The 22,822-nt window shown below is 60.9% G+C and carries 24 protein-coding genes; 11 read left to right on the forward strand and 13 right to left on the reverse strand.

Annotated features, from left to right (window positions below):
• Nucleotide 1: 1 nt before the first annotated feature.
• The 5 genes from NA8A_RS07285 to NA8A_RS07305 all read right to left on the reverse strand — a co-directional run bounded on the left by NA8A_RS07285 (nucleotide 2) and on the right by NA8A_RS07305 (nucleotide 5,233).
• On the reverse strand, nucleotides 2-832 hold the full coding sequence (locus NA8A_RS07285) for a carbohydrate ABC transporter permease (RefSeq protein WP_009756265.1): 831 nt from the start codon (nucleotides 830-832) through the stop codon (nucleotides 2-4).
• Nucleotides 833-845: 13 nt separating this feature from the next.
• Entirely contained in the window at nucleotides 846-1,751 is a 906-nt protein-coding gene (locus NA8A_RS07290) for a carbohydrate ABC transporter permease (protein WP_009756266.1), read from the reverse strand.
• A gap of 96 nt (nucleotides 1,752-1,847) precedes the next feature.
• Entirely contained in the window at nucleotides 1,848-3,122 is a 1,275-nt protein-coding gene (locus NA8A_RS07295) for an ABC transporter substrate-binding protein (protein WP_009756267.1), read from the reverse strand.
• A gap of 24 nt (nucleotides 3,123-3,146) precedes the next feature.
• Entirely contained in the window at nucleotides 3,147-4,316 is a 1,170-nt protein-coding gene (locus tag NA8A_RS07300; protein ID WP_009756268.1) for a mandelate racemase/muconate lactonizing enzyme family protein, read from the reverse strand.
• Complete coding sequence (locus NA8A_RS07305) at nucleotides 4,313-5,233, reverse strand: dihydrodipicolinate synthase family protein (protein ID WP_009756269.1); 921 nt, start codon at nucleotides 5,231-5,233, stop codon at nucleotides 4,313-4,315. The genes NA8A_RS07300 and NA8A_RS07305 overlap by 4 nt, the downstream gene beginning before the upstream one ends.
• Before the next feature lie 109 nt (nucleotides 5,234-5,342).
• Between NA8A_RS07305 and NA8A_RS07310 the strand changes: the two genes are divergently transcribed.
• From NA8A_RS07310 to NA8A_RS07360, 11 genes are all read left to right on the forward strand, one after another.
• Nucleotides 5,343-6,296: a 2-dehydro-3-deoxygalactonokinase gene (locus NA8A_RS07310; protein WP_009756270.1), complete on the forward strand. Its 954-nt coding sequence runs from the start codon at nucleotides 5,343-5,345 to the stop codon at nucleotides 6,294-6,296.
• Nucleotides 6,293-6,919, forward strand: coding sequence for a 2-dehydro-3-deoxy-6-phosphogalactonate aldolase (locus NA8A_RS07315; RefSeq protein ID WP_009756271.1), 627 nt, complete (start codon nucleotides 6,293-6,295; stop codon nucleotides 6,917-6,919). Before NA8A_RS07310 ends, NA8A_RS07315 begins: the two co-directional genes overlap by 4 nt.
• Nucleotides 6,919-7,914 (forward strand): aldose epimerase family protein, encoded by a 996-nt coding sequence (locus NA8A_RS07320; protein WP_009756272.1) that lies wholly within the window; start codon nucleotides 6,919-6,921, stop codon nucleotides 7,912-7,914. The genes NA8A_RS07315 and NA8A_RS07320 overlap by 1 nt, the downstream gene beginning before the upstream one ends.
• A gap of 244 nt (nucleotides 7,915-8,158) precedes the next feature.
• On the forward strand, nucleotides 8,159-9,418 hold the full coding sequence (locus tag NA8A_RS07325; RefSeq protein WP_009756273.1) for an ABC transporter substrate-binding protein: 1,260 nt from the start codon (nucleotides 8,159-8,161) through the stop codon (nucleotides 9,416-9,418).
• A 66-nt stretch (nucleotides 9,419-9,484) separates the two neighbouring features.
• The gene (locus tag NA8A_RS07330) at nucleotides 9,485-10,354 is read left to right on the forward strand and encodes a carbohydrate ABC transporter permease (protein ID WP_009756274.1); all 870 of its coding nucleotides are present in this window, start codon (nucleotides 9,485-9,487) and stop codon (nucleotides 10,352-10,354) included.
• Nucleotides 10,344-11,153: a carbohydrate ABC transporter permease gene (locus NA8A_RS07335; RefSeq protein ID WP_009756275.1), complete on the forward strand. Its 810-nt coding sequence runs from the start codon at nucleotides 10,344-10,346 to the stop codon at nucleotides 11,151-11,153. Before NA8A_RS07330 ends, NA8A_RS07335 begins: the two co-directional genes overlap by 11 nt.
• Before the next feature lie 23 nt (nucleotides 11,154-11,176).
• On the forward strand, nucleotides 11,177-11,929 hold the full coding sequence (locus tag NA8A_RS07340) for a glycerophosphodiester phosphodiesterase family protein (protein ID WP_157174136.1): 753 nt from the start codon (nucleotides 11,177-11,179) through the stop codon (nucleotides 11,927-11,929).
• Nucleotides 11,926-12,963 carry an ABC transporter ATP-binding protein gene (locus NA8A_RS07345; protein WP_009756277.1) on the forward strand — a complete coding sequence of 346 codons (1,038 nt, stop codon included), beginning with the start codon at nucleotides 11,926-11,928 and terminating at the stop codon, nucleotides 12,961-12,963. Before NA8A_RS07340 ends, NA8A_RS07345 begins: the two co-directional genes overlap by 4 nt.
• 35 nt (nucleotides 12,964-12,998) lie before the next feature.
• Nucleotides 12,999-13,886, forward strand: a complete 888-nt coding sequence (locus tag NA8A_RS07350) for a MurR/RpiR family transcriptional regulator (RefSeq protein ID WP_009756278.1) — start codon at nucleotides 12,999-13,001, stop codon at nucleotides 13,884-13,886.
• 139 nt (nucleotides 13,887-14,025) lie between these two features.
• A complete protein-coding gene (trxC, locus tag NA8A_RS07355; protein WP_009756279.1) occupies nucleotides 14,026-14,472 on the forward strand; it encodes a thioredoxin TrxC in 447 nt (148 codons plus the stop codon).
• A gap of 6 nt (nucleotides 14,473-14,478) precedes the next feature.
• The gene (locus tag NA8A_RS07360) at nucleotides 14,479-15,732 is read left to right on the forward strand and encodes an MgtC/SapB family protein (protein WP_009756280.1); all 1,254 of its coding nucleotides are present in this window, start codon (nucleotides 14,479-14,481) and stop codon (nucleotides 15,730-15,732) included.
• 35 nt (nucleotides 15,733-15,767) lie between these two features.
• Here NA8A_RS07360 and NA8A_RS07365 read toward each other — a convergent pair whose 3' ends face one another.
• From NA8A_RS07365 to NA8A_RS07400, 8 genes are all read right to left on the reverse strand, one after another.
• Complete coding sequence (locus NA8A_RS07365; protein ID WP_009756281.1) at nucleotides 15,768-16,208, reverse strand: acyl-CoA thioesterase; 441 nt, start codon at nucleotides 16,206-16,208, stop codon at nucleotides 15,768-15,770.
• Nucleotides 16,209-17,366, reverse strand: a complete 1,158-nt coding sequence (locus NA8A_RS07370) for an iron-containing alcohol dehydrogenase (RefSeq protein WP_009756282.1) — start codon at nucleotides 17,364-17,366, stop codon at nucleotides 16,209-16,211.
• Nucleotides 17,367-17,467: 101 nt separating this feature from the next.
• Nucleotides 17,468-18,274, reverse strand: coding sequence for an ABC transporter permease (locus NA8A_RS07375; protein ID WP_009756283.1), 807 nt, complete (start codon nucleotides 18,272-18,274; stop codon nucleotides 17,468-17,470).
• Nucleotides 18,271-19,152, reverse strand: coding sequence for an ABC transporter permease (locus tag NA8A_RS07380; protein ID WP_009756284.1), 882 nt, complete (start codon nucleotides 19,150-19,152; stop codon nucleotides 18,271-18,273). The genes NA8A_RS07375 and NA8A_RS07380 overlap by 4 nt, the downstream gene beginning before the upstream one ends.
• On the reverse strand, nucleotides 19,145-20,215 hold the full coding sequence (locus NA8A_RS07385) for an ABC transporter ATP-binding protein (protein WP_009756285.1): 1,071 nt from the start codon (nucleotides 20,213-20,215) through the stop codon (nucleotides 19,145-19,147). Before NA8A_RS07385 ends, NA8A_RS07380 begins: the two co-directional genes overlap by 8 nt.
• A 53-nt stretch (nucleotides 20,216-20,268) precedes the next feature.
• On the reverse strand, nucleotides 20,269-21,393 hold the full coding sequence (locus tag NA8A_RS07390; RefSeq protein ID WP_009756286.1) for an extracellular solute-binding protein: 1,125 nt from the start codon (nucleotides 21,391-21,393) through the stop codon (nucleotides 20,269-20,271).
• A gap of 252 nt (nucleotides 21,394-21,645) precedes the next feature.
• Entirely contained in the window at nucleotides 21,646-22,089 is a 444-nt protein-coding gene (locus NA8A_RS07395) for an SRPBCC family protein (protein WP_009756287.1), read from the reverse strand.
• A 51-nt stretch (nucleotides 22,090-22,140) separates the two neighbouring features.
• Complete coding sequence (locus NA8A_RS07400; protein WP_009756288.1) at nucleotides 22,141-22,620, reverse strand: VOC family protein; 480 nt, start codon at nucleotides 22,618-22,620, stop codon at nucleotides 22,141-22,143.
• Nucleotides 22,621-22,822: the final 202 nt, after the last annotated feature.

The following is a 22,822-nucleotide window of genomic DNA, read 5'->3' on the forward strand; positions in this document are numbered from 1 at the left end:
TCTATTTCTCCGCGCCGGCGGTGAGGCCACCGACGAGATAGCGTTCCAGGAAGATGTAGATGAGCATGATCGGGATCGCGACGAACACAGCGGCAGCAGCGACCTCGTTCCATTCGGTCGTGTATTCACCGCGCATCGTGGTGATGCCGAGATTGGCGGTCCAGCTTTCCGGTGCATTGACCAGGAAGGTGCGGGCATAGGCATAATCCGCCCAGCTCAGAACGAAGGCATAAAGCGACGTCGCGGCAAGGCCAGGCGTGGAGATCGGCAGCACCACGCGAAACATCGCGCCGAGGGGCGAGCAGCCATCCACCATCGCCGCTTGCTCCAGCTCGCGCGGAATGGTGTCGAAATAGCCTTTCAGCATCCAGGTGGTGAAGGGTATGATAAGCGTCGAATGCGCGATGACCAGCGACCACAGACTTCCGATCAGGCCGATCTGCCGGAAAATGGCAAACAGCGGGATTACGAGCAAGGTCGCAGGGAGCATCTTCGCCGTCAGGATGAAGATGCCCATGGACTGTGAGCCGCGCACCGAAAAGCGTGACAATGCATATCCCGCAAGCACGGAAATCACCATCGACAACGAAACCGAGCCGAGCGCCGCCAGCGTCGAGTTCAGAAGCCAGGTCGGAATCGGCCGTTCGGCCCATACCCTGCTGAAAGTCTGCACCTGAGGAACTTCCGGCCAGAAATTAGGCGGCAGCACCGTGAGCTCCGCAGTGGTCGAAAGCGCTGTGACCAGCAGCCAATATACCGGAAACAGGATCAGGACCACGGCGAGAACGACGGCGGCATAAAGCACGAGGCTTTGAAGTGGAGTTCGTTTCATGAGCCAGCTCCCGTCAATACATGGCCTTGGAACCGCGGCCGAGCATGAGAAGGCTGGCCACGATACAGATCACCAGCGTCACCACACCAACCGCAGAGGCATAACCGAAATTGAAGAACCCGAATGCCTGATCATAGGTCATGATGGAAAGGGTTTGCGTGGCCTTCAGCGGCCCCCCTTCAGTGAGGGTCTTGATGATCGAAAAGTCGCGGAATACCCACAGAACCACCAGCACCAGCGTGACGCCCAGAACCGGCATCAGCAGCGGTAGTGTGATCCAGCGAAATCGCTGTATGGCGTTGGCACCGTCGACCCGTGCGGCCGCATAATAGTCGGACGGAATCGACTGCAAGCCCGCGAGCGTCATGATCGAGACGAACGGGAAGCCCTTCCAGATCATCGTCATGGTCACCGCCCAGAATGCGGGGCCCGGCGTGGAGACCCAGGCGATCATCCGGTCGGTCAGTCCGAGCTTGATAAAAAGCCAGCCGAGAAGACCGAAAGATGTGTCGAATATCCGCGCGAAGATCACCACAGCGATGATTTCAGGCACGGCCCAGGGCAATGCGATGGCAAGTCTGGCAAGTGTCCGTCCACGGAAGCGGTTGTTGACCAGCAATGCAGAGCCCACACCGACGATCAGGCTGCCGATCGTCACGGTAACAACGAGCTTCAGCGTGACCCAGCACGCCATCCAGAACTCTTGCGAAGAGAAAAGCTTGCTGTAGTTGGCCACGGTATAAGGCGCATGCTGGCCTGGTCGCGGCAACTTGACGTTCTGAAGGGAAAGATCGATCGACATAAGAAGCGGGTAGACGACGATCAACCCGACCAGCAGGACTGCCGGTGCCAAAAGAATATATCCGAGAAGATGCTGGCGGCTTGGCCGCGCCAGATCGAGGAGCTTCCTCCGCGCCATCTCTGTCTCCTTTGGGATAATGCAGGAACGGTGCGACCGGCCTCTTATGCGCGATGCGAAGACAACGCGCCATTCGAGGCCGGTCGCTCTGCGGGTTCAGCCGTTCTGAATTGCTTCGGCTTTCTGCTGCATGGTCTTGACGACATCAGCCGGATCAAGATCTTCGATCAGCATGCGCTGGACCTCTTCCTGAACCATTTTGCCGAACTCGTTGTACTGCAATTCCAGCCCCGTCGGAATGCGATCCACACCAGCGGCGGACGCCTCGTTCATCGTCTTCAGCAAGAGATCGAAATGCGGCACATCCGCTTCCACGCCGCTTACATCAGCCTTGGGACTGGGCGGCGTGTTCTTGCCGACGGTCGCATATTTCGACTGCCATTCGGGCGACATGACGAGCTTGATGAAATCCCATACGAGTTGCTTTTCCTCATCGGGAATTTCGCTGGGCATGGCGATCACGTTGGACGACCCACCCAGCGGTGGATGGAACGGCGGCTCAGCCACCACGGTTTCATCGGCAGCCGCGCCCTGGACCATCGTTCCGTAAAGCCAGGGACCGTCCAGCCGCAGCGCGATCTTGCCATCGGAGAAGAGCTTGCGAATTTCGCCAGCACCCATATCGATGGGCGTCAGCCCTTCCTTCACCACTGTTTTCCAGCGGGTGAGCCCTTCGACCATCTGCGGCGTATCAATGGTGATCTTTCCCTCCTTGTCAGTCCAGTATGCACCGACATCGAGGAGGTAGCTCAGCATCTCGGTCAGATACTGGCCGGCCCCACCCTTCGTTTCGTGCCCCGTGCCGTACTGATCAACGAGGCCGTCGCCATTGAGGTCTACGGTGGTTTTGCGCGCGACATCCAGGAATTCCTCCCAGTTCGTCGGTACAGCGAGCCCTGCTTCCTCAAGAATGCGCTTGTTATAGGCCATGATGAAGCCGAAATAGCTCAGCATGACGCAGGCCGTATCGCCGTTCCAGACGCATTTGTCCTGCCCGGCCCAGCCGGTCATGTCCACCCCGTCCTTTTCAAGCCAGGGACCGAGATTCTCCAGCCAGCCATTCTCCGCGAAGGTCTGATATTCGAACGAAGCCAAATGCACGATCTGCGGAGGCTGGCCGCCGGCAAAAAGTGTCGTCATCGTATCGCTGTAAGCGCCGCGCTCCACTTTGGTGAACTCGATTTTCACTCCAGGGTGGCTTTCCTCAAAGGCCGCGATGGCGCCTTTCCACCACTCACCGAGACCGCCATCGTCCACCTGCCAGGAGATGAATTTGAGCGTCGTGTCGGCAAAAGCCGGCACGATAGCCGTCGCTGCCATGAATGTCGCGAGCGCTGTGGCGCAGCACCCGCGCCTGAATAGCTTTGTCATGTTGGTCTCCTCCTCTGAAATCAGTCAGATTTTCTGCATGAGCCGTTCAGCTTCTTGCGAAGGTCGAACTCCCAGGCCGCCTCCCTCCGGCAGCCGGTAATATCCGTCCGCGCAATCCATACTTCCCTCCAGCAGTCGCCGGTTCGGCTCGAAGATCGAATGCTGGAATTCATGACAGCGCAGTGTCGGCAATGCAGCGCTGGCGTGCAGGCTGGCTGCGAGAAAAATGCCGGTGCCAATGGTCGCATGCGGGATAACGTCCATGCCGCGCTCAGCCGCGATATGGCCTATCCGCGTGAAATTCGTGATCCCCTTGTGCCCCATTTCCGGCTGCACGATCGCGATATGGCAGCGATCCATACGGTTCAGCAAATCCCATTCCGTGCGCCATTCCTCACCTACTGCAACAGGGACGGTGCTCTCATCGCAGACACGGGCAAGCGCCGCCATATCTTCGGTTCTGACCGGCGCTTCAGCGAACCAAAGACCATGCGGTTCCATTTCGCGGATCAGGCGAAGGGCCGTCTCGGCATCCTGGTTCCAGTGCATGTCCGCCGCAATGCGTGCTTCGGGACCGAGCGCCGCGCGCAGCGTTTCGAGCTCCTTGGCGGGGCCATCGTCAGCGACCGGCGTCGCGAATTTGAATGCAGTAAATCCCCGGTCGGCCCAGTGCAGGGCAAGTTCCGCCCGTTCCGGCCGCGTCGCTTTGGGCAAACCCGAAACATAGGCCGGTATCGGCCTTGTCCTGCTACCACCAAGCAGCTCACAGACCGGCTTGCCGGCGATCTGCCCGGCAATATCCCAGAGCGCGATGTCGATGGCCGCGAGCGCATCTACATAGAAGCCGCCGGTATAACCTCGCACACGCATCAGATCGTAAAGATCGTCGTAGACCGCCGAAGGATCGGAGGGATCCCGACCGATGGTAAAGTCGGCCAGAAGGTCGTTGATGATCGCTGCGACCGCACCGGGTGCGACGAGCCCATAGGTCTCGCCCCAGCCAACAAGACCGCCCGCGGCTTCAACCCGTACAAGTATGCTGCGGTCAAAGGTTGGATAAACTGTCCGATTGCCCTTGCGGACGAGATAACCCCTGGCATTTGGCTCCTCGCCCGGCCGGGCGACCCCGAGATAGGGCACGTCTCTCGGCAAGGTCAGGCTGAAAACCGTGACGGATGTGATCCTGTCGCTCATGCGCCCTCCATTTCCGGAAGAGGGTCTGCAATTCCCAGAGCAGCGAGATTGGCCTCGATATCCATACGCACACTTGCATCGAGTTCGGGCGTCGGCGCGCGCACGCCTATGGTTTCCAGAGCGCCGCGCCGCATGAGCACATATTTCGTAAGGCGCATCCGATAGACAGCCTGCAGGACGAGAAGCGGAAGCGTGCGTACATAGATATCGCGCGCCTCGTCCTTGCGGCCCGCACGCCAGGCACGGTCCATCGCCACATGCTCAGGCGCAAGCTCGAGCGCAGGCATGGCAGCACAGGCACCACGGGCATACTCGTCCAAAATGTAACGCGCGCCGCCGCCTCCGAACACGCCAAGCAAATTGTCCGGGCGATGCTTTAGGATATGCGTGATCGCAGGCCCCGCCGGCAAGGTTTCTTCCTTTACATAAACAACCTGCCGCACCGCGCGAACCACTGCAACGATGGTTGCCGGGCTCAGATCGGAACCGCGCGGCGCTGGCGCATTCTGCAGGATGATCTGTGCATCCGGCAGCGCTTCGGCGATTTTAGACATGAAGGCGATGACGGATTCCACCTCACCTCCTAGCGCGTTTGGCGGCTGGATCATGAGATGGTTGATGCCAAGTTCTGCGGCCGTCTTGCCATGTTCAACCACTTCCTCCGCCGTTGCGGCACTTGCGCCCGCGATGACGGTCGTCCCCTCTCCCGCTGCATCCGCAACGGCTTTCAGAAGCCCTGACCGTTCACCCCGCGCCAGTGTTTCCACCTCACTCGCAAAGCCTGGATAGACGACGCCCGCCACCCCGGACCTCACGGCAAAAGCAACAAGACGCGCCAGAGCAACGGCATCGGCTGAACCATCCGCACGGAACGGTGTCGGCAACACGGGGAAAATTCCAGTCAGGGTCTGCATCATTGTTAGTCCATAATATGAGACTATGTATTACTAATTGACACTACATTCATGCGAGCAGTATGACAAGTCCGAAAATCGCAGCCGCCGTTTCGGCAGGAGGGAAAGCCGCATGCAGCCGTCACCACGCAAATCCGCCGCGATCATTCTCGATTGGGGCACCACCTCGTTCCGAGCGTTCCTTCTGGCCGCAGATGGCAAGGTGCTCGACAGTCTTGAAACGAATGACGGCATCCAATCCTGCACGGACGGCGCATTCGAAGCGCTGCTGATGTCGCGCATAGCCCCCTGGACAGCCAGCAACGGCGCCTTGCCGGTGCTTGCACTCGGCATGATCACCAGCCGCAATGGCTGGATCGAGGTCCCATATGTCTCCTGTCCCGCCACCCTTGCCGATCTGGCCGGCGGAACACGAAAGATCACCCTGCCGAACGGCGCACCGCTTGTGTTTCTGGCCGGTCTCAACGATCCGGGGCGAGAGCCTTTTCCTGATGTCATGCGCGGCGAGGAAACGCAGATACTCGGTTATGGGCTCGACAGGGATGCAACGGTCGTCCTGCCCGGCACCCACAGCAAATGGGCCCGGGTTGAGAAAGGCCGGATTGCGGGCTTCCAGACATTCGTGACGGGCGAAATCTTCAGTCTTCTGTCAAAACATTCCTTCATCGCCCGAAGCGCAGGCGATACTGCTGGCGAGGCCGATTGGGCGGCCTTCGACCGGGGCGTGGCGACGGTCGCTTCGGGCAGCGAACAGGCCAATGTCTTCCTGTCCCTGATCTTTTCGGCTCGCACCGGCATGCTCGCGGGCCAGCTGAAGCCCGCTGAAATCCTTGATTATGTCTCCGGGCTTTTGATCGCACACGAATTCCATGAAGCTATGACGGCGAACTGGTGCATCAGCGGGGGCGAGATCGGCATCGTCGGCAATGACGGGCTGAACACGCGCTATGCGCGCACCGCCAAAGCCTTCGGGCTTGGCGTTCGCGACGGCGGCGAGATAGCTGCTATCCAGGGCGCCTTGCAGATCGCGGCAACGCTCGACCTTCTGGGAGAACCCGCCCGATGATGCAGGATTACATGAAAGAACTGCCGCTGATCGCAATCTTGCGAGGATTGACGCCCGATCAGGCAGTGGACGTGGGGGAAACGATTTATGACGCGGGCTTCCGGATCATGGAGGTGCCTCTCAATTCCCCCGACCCATTTTCCAGCATCGCGCTTCTGGTGAGGCATTTCGGCGAGAGAATGCTGATCGGCGCAGGCACCGTCACCTCGGCGGAGGATTGCCGGCGCGTGGCCGAAGCCGGGGCCAGGCTGGTCGTGGCCCCGAACACCGATGCCGACGTGATCGCCACTGCCCGTGCGGCCGACATGATCGCCGTGCCCGGAGTGGCCACACCAAGCGAAGCCTTCGCGGCAATACGCGCGGGCGCGAATGCGCTGAAGCTCTTTCCTGCCGATGCGGTAGGGCCTTCGGGCGTGCGCGCCTGGCGCGCCGTGCTGCCTGCAAGATTGCCCCTTGTCGCCGTCGGCGGTGTGGGACCCGACAATATGGCTGAATGGCGTAAGGCGGGCGTCGACGGCTTCGGCATCGGCTCCGCCCTTTTCCGCCCCGGCATGACAACCTCGGATATTCGCCGCAATGCCGACGCCTTCATTGCAGCCTTCCACACCGGGAGCAGCCGCTGATGCATACCGAGACCTTCGGGTATATGCCTTCCGGCGAAAAAGTCTCCGTCACTGCATTGCAAACCAAGGATTTGCGCGCACGCGTGATCGGCTACGGCGCGGCCCTCGCCGACCTGCAATTTCGCCATGTCGACGGTTGGCGCCGCGTGGTTCTGGGTCTGAAGACCCTGGAAGACTATAGGCGCCACTCGCCGCATTTCGGCGCGACAGCCGGTCGCTATGCAGGCCGAATCCGCGATGGCCGCGTGAAGATCGGTGGCCAGATCCATCAACTGACCCGCAATACCCCCGACGGACATCATGTCCATGGCGGCACCTGCGGCTTCGGAAAACGCAACTGGACGTTGGCCAGCTGCACGGAGACCAGTGCAACCTTCGCACTCATCTCCCCCGACGGAGAGGAAGGATATCCGGGACAGCTTAACGCGCGAACCACTTACCGGCTCGCTCGCAACTGCCTCGAAGTCGAGCTGGAAGCGACGAGTAGCGCAGCCACCCCCGTCAACTTGCTGCACCATAGCTACTTCAATCTCGACGGTGAGGGCACAATCGCAGGGCACCGCTTAAGGGTCGACGCCGAACGGCGAGCGGAGGTTTGTGCAGCAGGTCTGCCGACGGGCGCATTTGTTCCTGTCGATGGGGCCTATGATTTCCGCAAATTCCGTTGTCCGGACCCCGCCTACGCCTATGACACGAGCTACCTCCTGAACGGCGAAACCGGCACATGCCGGCCCGTGGCGGAACTCGTTTCTTCCAGTGGCGACCTTCGGATGGAAGTCTGGACCAACGAACCAGCGCTGCATTTCTATGATGGTTCGAAGCTCTCCGTTCCGGTCTCGGGCCTTGACGACCGCCTGTTTCATCCAAGATCCGGGCTGTGCCTGGAACCGACCAGGATGAGCGACGCACCCAACATGCCTGGCTTCCCGAACACGATCCTTTCTCCGGGAGAAACCTATCGCCAGATAAGCCGCTTCGTCTTCGCGGCTTCATAAAACGCAGGCTTTATTCCAGAAATCGGCTCACTTCGACGCCGGTGCCGAGCTTGGAGGTTCGGACATGAAAGAGCTGCAAACGCACCCTCCACACAACAGTTGACCAGCATCGCCGTAGTGACGGATGCGCCATACGGCAGAACCCGCCGTTCGAGGTGTCATAAGAGTTTCACGGAGCAGTCAACCAGCTGTCGCAGCCATCTCCTATCCATACGCAGCAATTGTGATTGCACAGGAGACGGAAATGACACCGAAATTGCGAACCGCACTCGCCCTCAGCCTGTCTACTCTTTGCGCGACCACCGCATCCGCCCAGGCGGAGGTAACGGTCCAGTTCTGGCACAGCTTCAGCAAGGGCAACGAAAAAGCGCTCGAACAGATCATCACGAATTTCGAGGCGGCCAATCCCGACATCAAGATCGACGCCGACTTCATCGGCAATTACAACGACATCGTGACCAAGCTGCAGGCGGCCATTCCAGCCAACCGCGCGCCGGACGCGGTGATCATGGAAGTCACGCGTTACGGCCTTTTTGCCGATCGCGGCGTCTTGGCCGATCTGACGGGCTATCTCGACGCCGACCCGCTCAAGGAGCAGCTGTTCGACTTCGCCCGCAAGGTCGGAGTCTATAACGGCAAGAACTACATCATACCCTTCAATTCCTCGACGCCGGTCCTTTACTACAACAAGGATATCCTCACCCGTGCCGGCTTTACCGAAGAGCCAGCGCTGAAGACCTATGACGACGTTCTCAAGGTCGCCCGGCAAATCACCGAGAAGCTTGGCAGCGAAGGCATCTCGGGTGTGGCTGCGCCGGGCCAGTTCGCCCGGTGGGGCCTGGTCATGGACAATGACAGCAATCTGATCGACCCCGACAGCAATGAAGTACTGCTCGATGCACCCAACACCATCGAGGCTTATCAGTGGATGGCTTCGCTCGTTCATGAACACAAGGTCGCCTCGCCCGACGGCGTGACCGAGGAAGACAACGGCCGCGACGCCTTCTGGGCAGGCAAGGTCGGCATCATGTTCAACTCAACGGGCAACTATACCCAGTCGCGCAAGGCTCTGGGCGACAAACTGGCCGTCCGCCCGATGCCCTGCAACAAGGTCTGCTCCGTGCCGATCGGGGGCGCGGGTATCGGCATCCTCTCCTCTGCCAAACAGGAAGTGAAGGACGCGGCGTATAAATTCATCAGCTTTGCCGCTTCGGCCGAATCCAACGCCATCTGGTTTGCCGGCACCGGCTATATGCCCATCAACAAGGGCGCCGCGCGCCAGCCCGCTGCCGCGGAAGCATTGAAAACCCAGCCGGGTATCGACGTCGCCATCGAGCAGCTCGAATTCGCGCATGGCCGCCCGCGCCCGCCGGTCGTCACGTGGATGCGTTCGAGCGAATACGACCAGTGGCAGGCAATGGCACTCGGTCAGCGTGATGTCGCCGAAACGCTCAAGGCCTTCGCCACCTCCACGCGCAATGAGTCCCAGCGCCTGTCGAACTAGACGGCATCCTCGCAGATGAGGCTCCGGCGCTCGCGCCGGGGCCGCCTTCTCTTTCCGGACAGACCCATGCCGCGCAAATTCACACCCTATCTCTTCGTTTTGCCCTTGATCGCGTTCATCGTGGTCTTCACCTACATACCGATCCTCACGAGCTTGAATCTCAGCGTTCGCGAATGGGATTTCCTTTCGCCCGACAAGCCCTTCGTCGGATTTGAAAACTACCGGCTGCTGCTGGATTCGCACGAATTCTGGAACTCCTTGCGGGTGACAGCCATATTCGCGTTCGTTTCCGTTCCGATCAGGCTTGTCCTGGCGCTCCTGATCGCGAGTTTCCTGGTGCGCGAAACGCTGTCCGCTCGCATTCTGCGCGGAGCACTGTTCCTGCCGTTCGTAACGTCCACCGTCTCGATCGCGGTGATCTTCTCCTGGGTCTTCTCCACCGATTACGGCATGGCGAATGCGCTGCTGCGGGCAATCGGCGGTGAAAAAGTTCCCTGGCTCCAGGATCCGGCGATTGCGCTCTGGGTGCTGATCCTCGTCAACACCTGGAAGCAACTGGGCTACGACGTCATCATCTACATCGCCGGACTTCAGGCCATTTCGAACGAGCTTTATGACGCGGCCGCCGTCGACGGCGGCGGACGCCTCCATGTTTTCCGGCGGGTTACCGTGCCTCTCGTCATGCCCACGACCTACTTTCTGCTGGTCATCTCGGTCATCGAGGCCTTTCAGATATTCACCATCGTGAACGTGATGACCCATGGTGGACCGGCAGGCGCAACGGACATGCTCGTCAACATGCTCTACCGGACCGGCTTCACCCTCTTCGACATCGGCAAAGGCTCGGCCCTGGCGGTGCTTCTGTTCGCGATCCTGATCACCCTGGCATGGATCAAAGCGCGGGTCATCGGAAGGAAAGTGCATTATGAAGCCTGACAATCCCCTGGTCACGGGACTGGCGCTGGTCGCTGGCCTGATTTTTCTATCGCCCGCACTCTACTCGATCTGGATGTCGTTCCAGGCCGCCGATGCGTTCTATGCAGGCAAGCTGAAATTCACGCTGGACAACTATGCCCTCGCCATCGGCCAGTATCACTTCGCCCGCTACCTGCTCAACAGCATCATTGTGTCGGGCCTGGTGACCGTCATCGGAATCACCCTCTCCACAATGGCCGCCTACGCCTTCGCGCGCTATGAGTTTCCCGGCGGCAACTTCCTTTTCGGGGCGGTCATCGCCACGCTGATGATCCCAAGCCATATCAGCCTCATCCCGAACTATCTCACGCTGGCTAAGGTCGACCTCCTCGACACCTATGCCGGTCTCATCCTGCCCGCCATCTCCAACGGGTTCGCCGCCTTCTTTCTCAGGCAATATATCCGCGGCATCCCCCGCGCCCTGGATGAGGCCGCCTATATGGACGGCGCCCGACCCTGGCAGGTGCTCTGGCGGGTTATCGTGCCAATCGCCAAACCGGCCATTCTCTCGATGGGGCTGTATGTCTTCATCACCGAGTGGAACAATTATATCTGGCCGCTCGTCGCTGTAGGAAAAGAAGACCTCTACACGCTTCAGATCGGTCTCGCCCGTCTCTACCGGCTCAATCCGGGCGAAGGTGGCATCGACTGGCCGCTCGTGATGGCCGCCTCCACCATTACCATCCTGCCGGTCCTGATCGGGTTCGTCCTGATCGAGCGGCATCTCGTGCGCGGCATCACGATGGGCGCAGTCAAATGATCATGAAAGCCAAGGAAACCACATTGACACGGATCGCATCTCATCGCGGCGGAACGCTCGAATTCGGAGACAGCACGCCGGCCGGTTTTGCCGTAACGGCGAGGATGCCGCTCGAAGAGGTTGAGTTTGACCTGCATCCCACGCTCGACGGAAAGATCGTTGTCCACCATGACCCGACGCTGAACCGAACAACCGACAAGGTGGGCGCGATTGTCCAGATGACCTGGCAGGATGTCCGCGCCGCGACCATCGACTTTTCCCGCGGGGAGCATCCCCTGCTTCTGGAAGAACTCTGCGAAATCTATACCGATAGTCCCGTGCAATTTCGCTGCGAAATCAAGCCGGGCGAAAACGGCGGGGCCTATTGCGATTTCGTTCCGAAGGTCATTGCCGGGCTTGACGCCTGCGGGCGACTGATGACGACCAACTTCTCCTCGTTTCTGATGGAAACGCTCGACGAAATCGCCTCGCATACCGACCGTCCGCGATTGTGGCTCCTCAGCCCGCCGGTGCTGCGGCAGCTTGGCTCGAACGCCGTGATCGAACTTGCAACTGCACATTCGGTCCCGGAGATCGGCGTTCACATAGACGACGCAAGCGCGGCACTCATGAACAAGGTCACCGCCGCCGGTCTCGATTTCGGCTGCTGGGCGGCCCATTCAGCCAGCCAGATCGACAAGGCGCTGAACCTCGGCGTCAAGGTGTTCACCACCGACCGCCCGAGCCTGGCGATCTCAAGGCGGGAGAAGCAGTCAAGCGAAGGGCGACCGGCATGAGCAGCATCGTTCTTCAAGATATCCGCAAGTCCTACAAGAGCGGCCCCGAAGTGCTGCATGGCGTTTCGATGGACATCGAGCCGGGTGAATTCATCGTCATCGTGGGCCCTTCCGGATGCGGCAAATCCACCCTGTTGCGGCTCATCGCCGGGCTGGAGCACTGCTCGTCCGGCACGATCTCCATTGACGGAAAAACCGCGAACGACCTGCCCCCGCAGGATCGCGATATCGCCATGATCTTCCAGAACTATGCGCTCTATCCGCATATGACGGTGCGTGAGAACATCGCTTTCGGGCTGGAATTGCGCGGCATGCGCAAGGCCGAGCGCAATGCACGTGCTGAAAGCGTTGCCGAAACCCTGCAACTGACGCCTTATCTCGACCGGAAGCCGGGCGCGCTTTCAGGCGGGCAGCGTCAACGCGTCGCCATGGGGCGCGCCATGGCCCGGAATGCTTCGACCTTCCTGATGGACGAACCGCTTTCCAATCTGGACAACGCATTACGCGTGGCCATGCGCACCGAGATCAAGGAGCTGCACCGCCAGTTGGGGGCAACGATGATCTACGTCACCCATGATCAGACGGAAGCCTTGTCGCTTGCGGATCGCATCGCCGTGATGAAGGACGGGCATCTGCTGCAGTTCGCCAGACCGGAAACGATCTACGATCGGCCGCAGAACCGTTTTGTCGCAAGTTTCCTCGGCATGCCGGCAATGAATTTTGCCCCCGCCGGAAAACTGCCCGGTCTGGAAGCCGCCGGGGATGCTATGGTCGGGCTGCGCCCCGAAATTCTCAGTGTACAGGAACAACGGCCCAATGGGCCGGCCGTCAACGCCCGGCTGCTTTTTTCCGAGATGACCGGCTCCGACACTATCCTGCATTGCGATACGCCCGCCGGCCGCATGACGGTCACCGCCACCCGCAGGGCAATCCCCGAAGGAAAAAAAGAACTCTGGATCGGCTATGACGCGAAGGATGCACTCTTCTTTGCCGCCGATAGCGGCGCGCGGATCGAACCATCGCTCCAGGATTGAGGCGAGGCGCGTACAGCTCTCGAAGACAGCCACTGATGGACAAGACATTGGAACACCCGAAATTTCTGGGCGACCTCGTCGCGCAAAACTCCGCCAAATTGACGGAGGCGGATGCACGGCTTCTCGACATTCTCATGCGCGACCCGATACGCGCAGCAATGAACAATGGAAAGGAAGTCTCTCTCCTGGCCGGCGTTCATCCGGCATCCGCCGTGCGACTGGCGCGCCGGCTGGGATTTTCAGGCTATCCGGAATTCCGTTCCTACCTGCAATCCAATCTTGTCCGGGGCCATGGGGAAGACTTCGACAATCCGGCTGCGCGCATCGCCGCGCGGCTGGTGCGCGCCGAGGAGGGCGAGCTTCTTTCAACCATACTGGACAGCGAAATTGCGGCACTTGAACAACTACGCAACAGCGTTTGCGACGCCGATATCCGCGCATTCTCGAAGAGCCTGCGGGATGCGCGTCGGATTTTCATCATGGGCCGAAGCCATGCGACAAGCCTCTCGGCGTTGATTGCGTTGCGCCTCAGGCGATCCGGTTATGACGCTGTTGATCTGGCCGCTGCGCAGGGGCAATTTGCGGAAACCGCCATGACCATGAGGGAGGACGATGTGGTCTGGCTGTTGTCTTTTCGCAAGCCCGCGACAGTAATGGTCGACCTGAGATGCATCGCTGCGGAGAAGGGCGCTACAACCTTGCTGCTGGCCGATCCGCACGGCGCCCGCATCAACCCGGCACCCGATCATCAGATTGCCGTGTCGCGGGGCGGTGCTGGTCAGTCCCAATCGCTCGTCGTGCCGATGACCATCGCCAATACGATCATTCTCGACCTTGCTGCGATCGACAATGGGCGCTCGATGCAGGCCCTTGAGACCTTCAGAACATTCAGAGACAGCCTTCCGGCGCGGCTCGACCGATAAGGGGATCGAATTACCGGCTTCGGCCCAAAACGCCGGCGGCATTGCGCTTCCATCGCATTACCCATGACGATTTGATCGGTATCAATGCCTTTTGCACACCGCCGTTCATTTTTGGGTGCCAACCATGAAAGGGCCCGCCATGGCGGAAAATCTGATCGTTTGCAGCCATTGCGCCAGCGTCAACCGGATTGCTGAGACCCGTCCTGCCTCATCCGCGAAATGCGGCAAATGCGGCCGCAAGATTTTCGAGGCTCATCCGCAGGACGTGGACAGTGCGACATTCAAACGGCATCTTGCACGCACGAGCCTGCCCGTCCTCGTCGATGTGTGGGCGCCCTGGTGCGGCCCGTGCCGCATGATGGCGCCAGCCTACCAGGAAGCCGCCGGCCAACTGGAGCCCTTCGTGGTATTGGTCAAGCTCAACTCCGATAAGGAACAGGCACTTTCCGCCGAGCTGGGCATTCGAGGCATACCCACCATGATCCTGTTTCAGCACGGTCGGGAGATCGGGCGGACATCCGGCGCCATGTCAGCAGGCCAGATCGTGCAATGGGTTCGCGGACGGCTGCCCGCAACGGCAGCCTGACCTCCCATGGACGCCCTTCTTGCCCGCCTAGGTCTGGCGCTTGCCATCGGGCTGCTCGTCGGCCTCGAACGCGGCTGGAGGGAGCGCGATGCACCGGATCGAAGCCGCACTGCCGGCATCCGAACCTATGGTCTGTCAGGATTGCTCGGCGGCATCTTTGCCGCACTCGCGGAGACATTCCAAACCGCCTCGGTCCTGATCGCCGGATTCCTCGCCTTCACGGCCGTCTTCGCCATCTACAAGGCGCGGGAGGCGGCTCATGATGAGGATTTCAGCGTTACTGGCGTGATCGCGGGGCTCGGCGTTTTCGCGCTCGGAGCGCTGGCAGTCTCCGGGGACCATCTGGCTGCGGCCGGCGCGGGCGCCGCGCTCGCGGGCATTCTGGCGAGCAGGGACGTCCTGCATCAAGTGCTGAAGCGCCTGACATGGATAGAGCTGCGCTCGGCGCTCATTCTGGCGGCGATGACAGCGATCGTGTTGCCGCTTCTGCCCAATCGCGCGCTCGATCCCTGGGGCGGCCTCAATCCATGGGAAATCTGGTTCTTCACCGTCCTCACGGCTGCTATTTCCTATCTTGGTTATGTCGCCACACGGATTTTCGGCACCACCCGCGGGCTGATCGTCAGCGCCGTCAGCGGTGCGGTGCTTTCGTCGACCGCCGTCACGCTTGCCCTTGCCCGCATGGCGAAATCAGGAGGCGATGCCTTTCCGCTGGCGGGGGCGGCTTCACTGGCGGCCATGGTCTCCATTGCGCGCGTATGCCTTGTCGTGAGCATCGTGGAGCCCCGCGTATTGGGCTCCATGGGCCCGGCGGCACTGGCCGCCGCAATCGGCTTCGGAGCCTGCGGCGCATTTCTGCTCAGCAGACCGCAAGGCGAAACGGGCGTCGAGATGCCGGCGCGAAGCCCCTTCGATCTCAGCGCGCTCCTCTTGTTTGCATTCCTGTTCGCGGTCGTGGCGACAGCCAATGCCGCTTTGGCGGGACAGGCCGGCGCCCGCGGCCTCATTGCGACCGCCGCCATTTCCGGCTCGTTCGACGTAGATGTCGCCGTGCTCAGCACATTGCGCCTGGTCGGCGCTTCCGCGACCGCGATCACCGCCGGCCAAGCCGTCCTTGCCGCCGTCGCCACCAACGCGCTTGTGCGGTTCGCACTGGCATTTGCCCTGTCTCCTCCCCGCTTCTGGCTCGCACTTTTCGGCGCGACGGCAGTTGCCCTCGCTATGGGCGCATCGATCTTCTTCTTTGTTCCTTCGTTCTGATGCAGGCCTTCCCATGCCGGGGACCCGGATCAGTTTCACCGCGCCTCTTTCACCAAGCCCTGAAGCGCTGCACGGGTTTCTTCCGGAATAGGGCACGGCCGGCGCGACTTCGCGTCCACATAGACGTGAACGAAAAAGCCTTCCGCCGCCGCAATATCCCCATCGTCGGCAAACAGGCCGATTTCATAACGCACCGACGACGCGCCGAGCCTTGAGACCTTGAGCCCGGACGTTATGACCTGAGGATAAGCCAATTCCGCGTGGTAGCGGCAACCGGTCTCCACCGCGAGGCCGATGGACGCGCTGTTCTTCACGTCGAGCAACCCGTTCCTGATCAGCCACTCGTTCACGGCACTGTCGAACAGAAGATAGTGCACGACATTGTTCAGATGGCCGTAGACATCATTGTCGTTCCAGCGCGTGGTGTGCTGGCGGAAATGCACGTAGTCGGCGCGAGTTCCGGGCGGCGCGCGCATTCACCAGGCTTCCGAATAGATGGCCAGAGCGTCGGCCTCGGTCACGGGACGGGGATTGTTCACCAGCAGACGCTGCTGCTTCATGGCCTCGGCCGCCATACGCGGCAAGGCTTCAGCAGGTATCTCGACGTCACGAAGGCGCGGCGGCATCTGCAACTTCCCGATCAGGCCCTGCAACGCCACAACGAAGGCCTCGGCGCGGCTTTCGTCCGGCACATCGGCCAGATGCGGAAAGGCATCGGCCGCGATCTCGGCATAAATGGGGGCCGCTGCCGGAAGGTTGAAGCGCAACACCGCGGTCAGCACCAAGGCATTCGAAAGTCCATGCGGAATATGGAAGATGCCCCCGACGGGATAGGCAAGCGCATGGACCGCAGCAACCGGCGAATTGGCAAAGGCCTGCCCGGCCAGCATGGAGCCAAGCAGCATCGCCTCGCGCGCCGCGACATTGCCGCCATCCGAAACCGCCGTCTCGATATTCGCGCCGAGCAGCCGAAGCGCCTCACGGGCCAGCATGCGCGAGAGCGGGTTGTTGTTGGCATTCGCCGAGGCATAAGCCTCAATGGCGTGCACCATGGCATCGACACCCGTCGCCGCCGTGATCGAAGGTGGCAGGCCGAGCGTCAGCTCGGCATCCAGAAGGGCGATGTCGGGAAGGATCACCGGGGAAGACACACCGCGTTTCTCCTCGCCACCGACCGTCAGAATGGCAACAGGCGTTACCTCCGATCCGGTACCGGCGGTGGTGGGTACCAGAACCAGCGGCAAACGCGGCCCGCGTGCATTGTTCACGCCCCAGGCATCATCCAGGGGCTGGTCGGACCCCAGAAGGAGCGCCGCCACTTTCGCTACATCCAGCGAAGACCCTCCACCGAAACCGAGCACCCCGGTCGCACCTGAGGCTCGGCCCAGTTCAACCGCCGCCATCAAAGTGGCGACGGAAGGATCCGCCTCGACCGCATCGAAAACGGCAACCTCGTGCCCGGCCTCCGCGAGTGCGGCGATTGCCGGTTCGGCCAGGCCCAGCCTTCGAAGACCGGGGTCGGTGACCAACAACACCCTCTCCCCCAGAAGGTTGCCTGCGTGCCGGTCGATCTCCCTTGCTGCGCCTGAACGGAAGAGGATGGATTTGGTCGTATTGAAAACGAAGGGGTTCATGTTTCCTCCCATGGCCTGCTCTGGAACGCCGGCAATTCCCCCGCATCTTACCCAATAGCTGCCGGGGAGAAACAAGACGTTTGGCGGGCGCGCATGGCTGCCTAAGCCGCCCCGCCCGCCTTTGCCCGCCTGCGGCGCGCCACTTCATAGGCAACCGCGCCCAGAATGGTGATTGAAATCATGATGAGGGCAAGCGCATTGACAGCCGGCGTCAGCCCGGTGCGCACCTTGGTGGCGATGAAGACGGTGAGCGGTGTGTCGAAGCCGCGCACGAACAGGGTGGTGTTGTAATTCTCGATCGACTGAAGAACGGTGAGAAACGCGGCCGCGATCAGCGCGGGCTTGAGGAAAGGCAGCAGGATGCGCCGGAACACCATGAACTTCGAGGCGCCGAGACCGAGTGCCGCCTCTTCCTGCGTGCGATCGAAACGCTGCAGACGTGCGGCAACCATGAGCATCACGTAGCAGATGATGAAACTCGCCTGGGCAACGACAATGAGAAACACACCGCCCCCAACCCCCAACTGCCGCCACAGGACGAGCGTGGCGATGCCGATGACCACACCCGGCGTGAGCAGCGGCGAGACCATGACGGCATAGAGGAAGCCCCGCGCACGCGCATGCAGGCTGGTGAGTATCAGCGCCGCGGCGGTCCCGACCGGCAGCGCGATGAGCACGACAAAGAAGGCGACAACGGCGGAAGTCCAGAGAGACTGCCACATGGCACCATCCGACCACAGTTCGGAGAACCATCGCAGCGTCGTGCCCTGCCACGGCGTCACCGTTGGGAACCGGCTCGTGTTGAAGGTTGCGGCCCCCATGATTGCAAGCGGCGCGAAAAGATAGACGAAGAACGCGATCAGGTAGAACCCGAAGAGGGCGCGCGAGATGCGGTCGGCAGCACTCATTTCGCCACATCCGTCAGGTTCACGCGCGCCAGTTTCAACGTCACCAGCACCACGGCCAGACAGAGCACCAGAAGCACCAGCGCATAAGCGGCGCCGCGGTTCCAGTCGCCGCCTTCGAAGAACCAGTTATAGATGATCTGGGTGAACCAGCGGCTGCCGGGCGCGCCGAGCAGCGCCGGGGCGACATAGGAGCCCGCTGCCAGCATGAAAGTAAAGACACAACCGGTGGCGATGCCTGCCTTGGCATGCGGCATCACCACGCGCCAGTGAATGCGCCAGGTCGAGGCCCCGAGATCGCGAGCGGCCTCGATCTGGGCTTTTTCCAGGCTTTCGACCGCATTGTAGATGGGAAACAGCATGAACAGGATGTAGGCATAGATCATGCCCGCCAGAACGCCGCCATTGCCATACCAGCGCACCGGCTCATCGATGAGGCCGATGCTCAATAAGAGTGCGTTGAGCGGCCCGCGGAACGCAAGCAGGATGTACCATGCGAGCGTGCGCAGAACCTCGTTGACCCAGAACGGTATGGTGAGCGCGATGAGTGCGACGGCCGTCTGGCCCGGCGTTGCATGCTGGGCAAGCCAGTAGGCCAGGGGATAACAGACGACGAAGGTCGCAAAGGCCACGAAAGCGCTTGCCCATATCGTCTTGAAGAAGATTGACCGGTGCACGGCCTCGTTGGCCAGATAGAGCACATTGTCCAGCGAGTAGACATCGTTCGGCCCGCCGATCTGAGCCGGGGGCAGGTTCGGCCGCAACGCGTAATCGATCATCATCACGTTGGGCGCGAGCACCATGCCCGCGATCCACAGCAGCACCAGCGCCAGGAAGATCGTGGCAAGACCGCCCCCGAACCTTCGGTAAAGCTCAGCCATCGGCGAGCACCACCGCATGACGCCGGTCGAAAGCAAAGGAAGCGCGTGCACCGATGGACGGCGCATCGGAGAGCTTCGTGCTCGATATCGACGCCACCAGTTCGGACCCGTCGTCGAGCCGTCCATGGGCAAGGGCGAAAGCCCCCTCGAAATCGATGCGCTCCACCGTGGCGTCGAGCCTGTTGTCGCCACCCTTGGCGGAAACGACCAGCGCTTCCGGCCGCACATAGAGCCGGGCCGCCTGCCCCGCCGCAACTCCGGGCCCCGCCTTGCCATGCATGGCGCCGAGACTGGTTTCGACGGTTGCGATGCCGGATGCGAGGCTCGTCACCTTTCCCGCAAGCGCATTGGTTTCACCGACAAAGCTCGCCACGAATGACGTGGCCGGATTGTCGTAAAGCTCTCGAGGCGCCCCGACCTGTTGCAGAACACCGGCGCTCATCACCGCGATGCGGTCGGACATTGCAAGCGCTTCCGACTGGTCATGGGTGATGTAGATGAAAGTGACGCCGGTGCGCTTCTGCAGGGCGCGCAGCTCCGCGCGCATATGCTGACGCAGTTTCAGATCGAGCGCGGAAAGCGGCTCGTCGAGCAAGAGCACCTGCGGCTCCACCGCAAGCGCGCGGGCTATCGCCACGCGCTGCCGCTGCCCGCCGGAAAGTTCGCCGGGCATTCGTTCGCCGAACCCCTCCAGCGCGATCAGTTTCAGCAGCTCATCCGCCCGTTTGCGGCGCTCGGCTTTTGAAACCCCACGTGCCTCCAGGCCGAAGGCGATGTTCTCCCACACCGTCATCAGCGGAAACAGCGCCAGCGATTGAAAGATCATGGCCGTCGGTCGCTGGTCGGGTCCAAGACCCGCCATATCGCGTCCGCCGATGACAATCTGTCCCTCGGAGGGTGTCAGGAAGCCTGCAATCATCCGCAGGATTGTGGTCTTGCCGCAACCGGATGGGCCAAGGATCGAGAAGAACTCGCCGCCTTCCACGGTGAACGAAACGTCGCCCACGGCGCGCGTCTGGCCGAAGGTCATGCCGACCTGATGCAGTTCGACGGAATGAGACATATGCCCTCTCGGAGGTGAGGAAGGGGCAACAGGCCGCCCCTTCCGGGAAGTGATCAGGCCGAGAGGAACCGATCCTGATATTCATTGCGCTTGGTGACGTACCAGCTTTCCTGGATCGGCCACCACCAAAGCTTGTCGAGCGCATCGCCCGGATAGGCGGCCGCGAAAAAGGCCTTCGCCTCGTCGGAAAGGAGATCCGACGCCCCCACCGCGGTCGAATTGATCGAGGTGGCGTTGGAATACATGGCGCCGGCTTCCGGCGTCAGGAACCAGTTGATGAACGCATAGGCCTGGTCGATGTTCTCCGCGCCCTTGGGTATGGAAACGCCTTCCATCCAGGCCAGCGCGCCTTCCTTCGGTGCGATGAAACCGATGGGCAGACCTTCCTTGGAAAGGGCAGCGCCAGTCGAATCCCAGGTCTGGCCGATGGCCGCGCCATTCACGCGGAAAGCGCCCTGCGCTTCATTCTCGTTCGACCAGAACTGAATGATGTTGCCCTTGCGCGCAATGGCCTCGGCGAGGATGACGTCGAAGATTTCGACCTGTGCTTCCGGGCTGCCGAACGCATCGAGCAGCGGACGGGGTAGCTTGCCTTCGGCTTCCAGCCACAGGCCGAGACCGACAAGGCTCGAGTGACCGCGCACGGTCGCCTTGCCCGCCATCTCCTTCTTCCAGATATCGCCATAGGAAGCGGTGCCATATTCGAGCGGCGCCTGCTGCTTGTCGAAGGCAATCGCCTCGGTGCCCCAGTCGGTCGGCACCTGATAGCGCTTTCCGTCAACCACAGCGCCGTATTTGGCAGAATTCGCCCAGGCGCTCGGCAAGCATTTCGCTACCTCGATCTTGGCTTCGTCGAGCGGCTGGACCAGACCGAATTCGACGTAATTGGGCACACGGTCAACCGTCGGCCAGATGATGTCGAAACCGGCGCCATTGTTGGCGCGGAGCTGGTTCAGCAATTCGTCATTGGTGCCGTAGGGCGTGTATTTCGCCTTGATGCCGGTCGCCTTTTCGAACGCAGCCAGCATCTCATCATTGATATAGCCGGCCCATGCAAAGATATTGACCGTGCCGGAGGAGCCCTGCGCAAAACTTGTGCGGGACACAAAGGGGGCAGCGAGCGAAAGCCCGGCCACACTTGCCGCGCCCTTGAGAAGCGCGCGTCGCTGGAACGTCATGAAGGATCTCCCTGTCAGATTGCGTATTGCCCGCGTTTATTTTCGCTATGATACAGTTCGATGACGATCCCGCAATTATATTGATGAACGATGCCTGGTCCGCAAGGAATGTGATTCGCCGGCTAATATACAGGCCGAGATGTTCTGGCGGGCGTCTTGCAGGGGGCGGGAATTCCGGTTTTGCAAAGGCGTTTACTCCGCCATACGGGCTTCAGGGCAAACCCGTATGGCGGGGAAATTTCCCTGGGATTGTTATTGCGTGATTTCGGGCTCTACCAGCTTGGCCAGTTTGCGCAGCGATTCCTGCCAGCCGAGATAGCATGCCTCCAACGGGATGATATCCGGCACGTTTTCCTGGACCACCGTCATCTCGGTGCCGACGGAGACCGCCTTAAGGGTGACCGTCACCTTCATCTCGCCCGGAAGGTTGGGGTCGTCGAACACATCGCTGTAGATGAGCAGTTCGCCGGGAACGAGCTTCAGATAGGTGCCGCCGAAGGAATGGCTCTGCCCGGTGGTGAAGTTCCGGAAAGACATTCTGTGCTTGCCGCCCTCCCTTGCCTCGAGCTCGTGGACCGTACAGGTGAACCCGAAAGGCGGAATCCAGCTTGCAATCGCATCGGGCTCCAGGAAGGCGCGGTAGACCTTTTCAGGCTTCGTGGCGAAAACCCGGTGCAGTTTGACCGTGTTCGGCATGATCGTCTCCATTCATTGTTTGTCGCGGTGCGATATCGCCGCGGATCGCGGTTATTCCGCCACGGCGGCTTCCAGCGCCGCTATGTCGATCTTCCTCATGGTCATCATCGCTTCCATTGCACGCTTGGCCTTGGCGCGATCCGAGCTCGTCGTCAGTTCCATCAGACGCCTTGGCGTGATCTGCCAGGAGAACCCCCACCGGTCCCTGCACCAGCCGCATGCATTCTCGGTGCCGCCGTTTTCGACGATGGCGCTCCAGTAGCGGTCGGTTTCTTCCTGATCTTCGGTAAGCACCATGAAGCTGACGGCTTCATTCGCCTTGAAATTGGGGCCACCGTTCAACCCTATGAAAGGCCGGCCCAGCACGGTGAACTCGACAGTCAGTTCGGTGTCTTTCGTGCCACCGGGAAAATCGGTCGGCGCCGCATTCACCCGGCTCACCCGGCTGTCGGGAAAGGTGGCGGCATAGAAGGCGGCAGCCTTGCTCGCCTCGCCATGATCGAACCACAGGCAGTTTACGATCTCAGTCATGTCTCGTCTCCTCGGTCTTCGATGTGTGTCCGGGTCTTCACAGCGACCCGGCTTTCACAGCTGATACCTCTAGGACGAAGCTGACGCACATTTGCCGACAGGCCAATCGCAAAGGTCGGAATTTTTTTGAAAGCCGGTCGTTCCTCCAGCTTTCACGCCTACGATTTTCGCTGTCGAATGCTTGCCTGAGAATGACTGACAC

The organism is Nitratireductor indicus C115 (assembly GCF_000300515.1).
Lineage (GTDB): Bacteria > Pseudomonadota > Alphaproteobacteria > Rhizobiales > Rhizobiaceae > Nitratireductor > Nitratireductor indicus.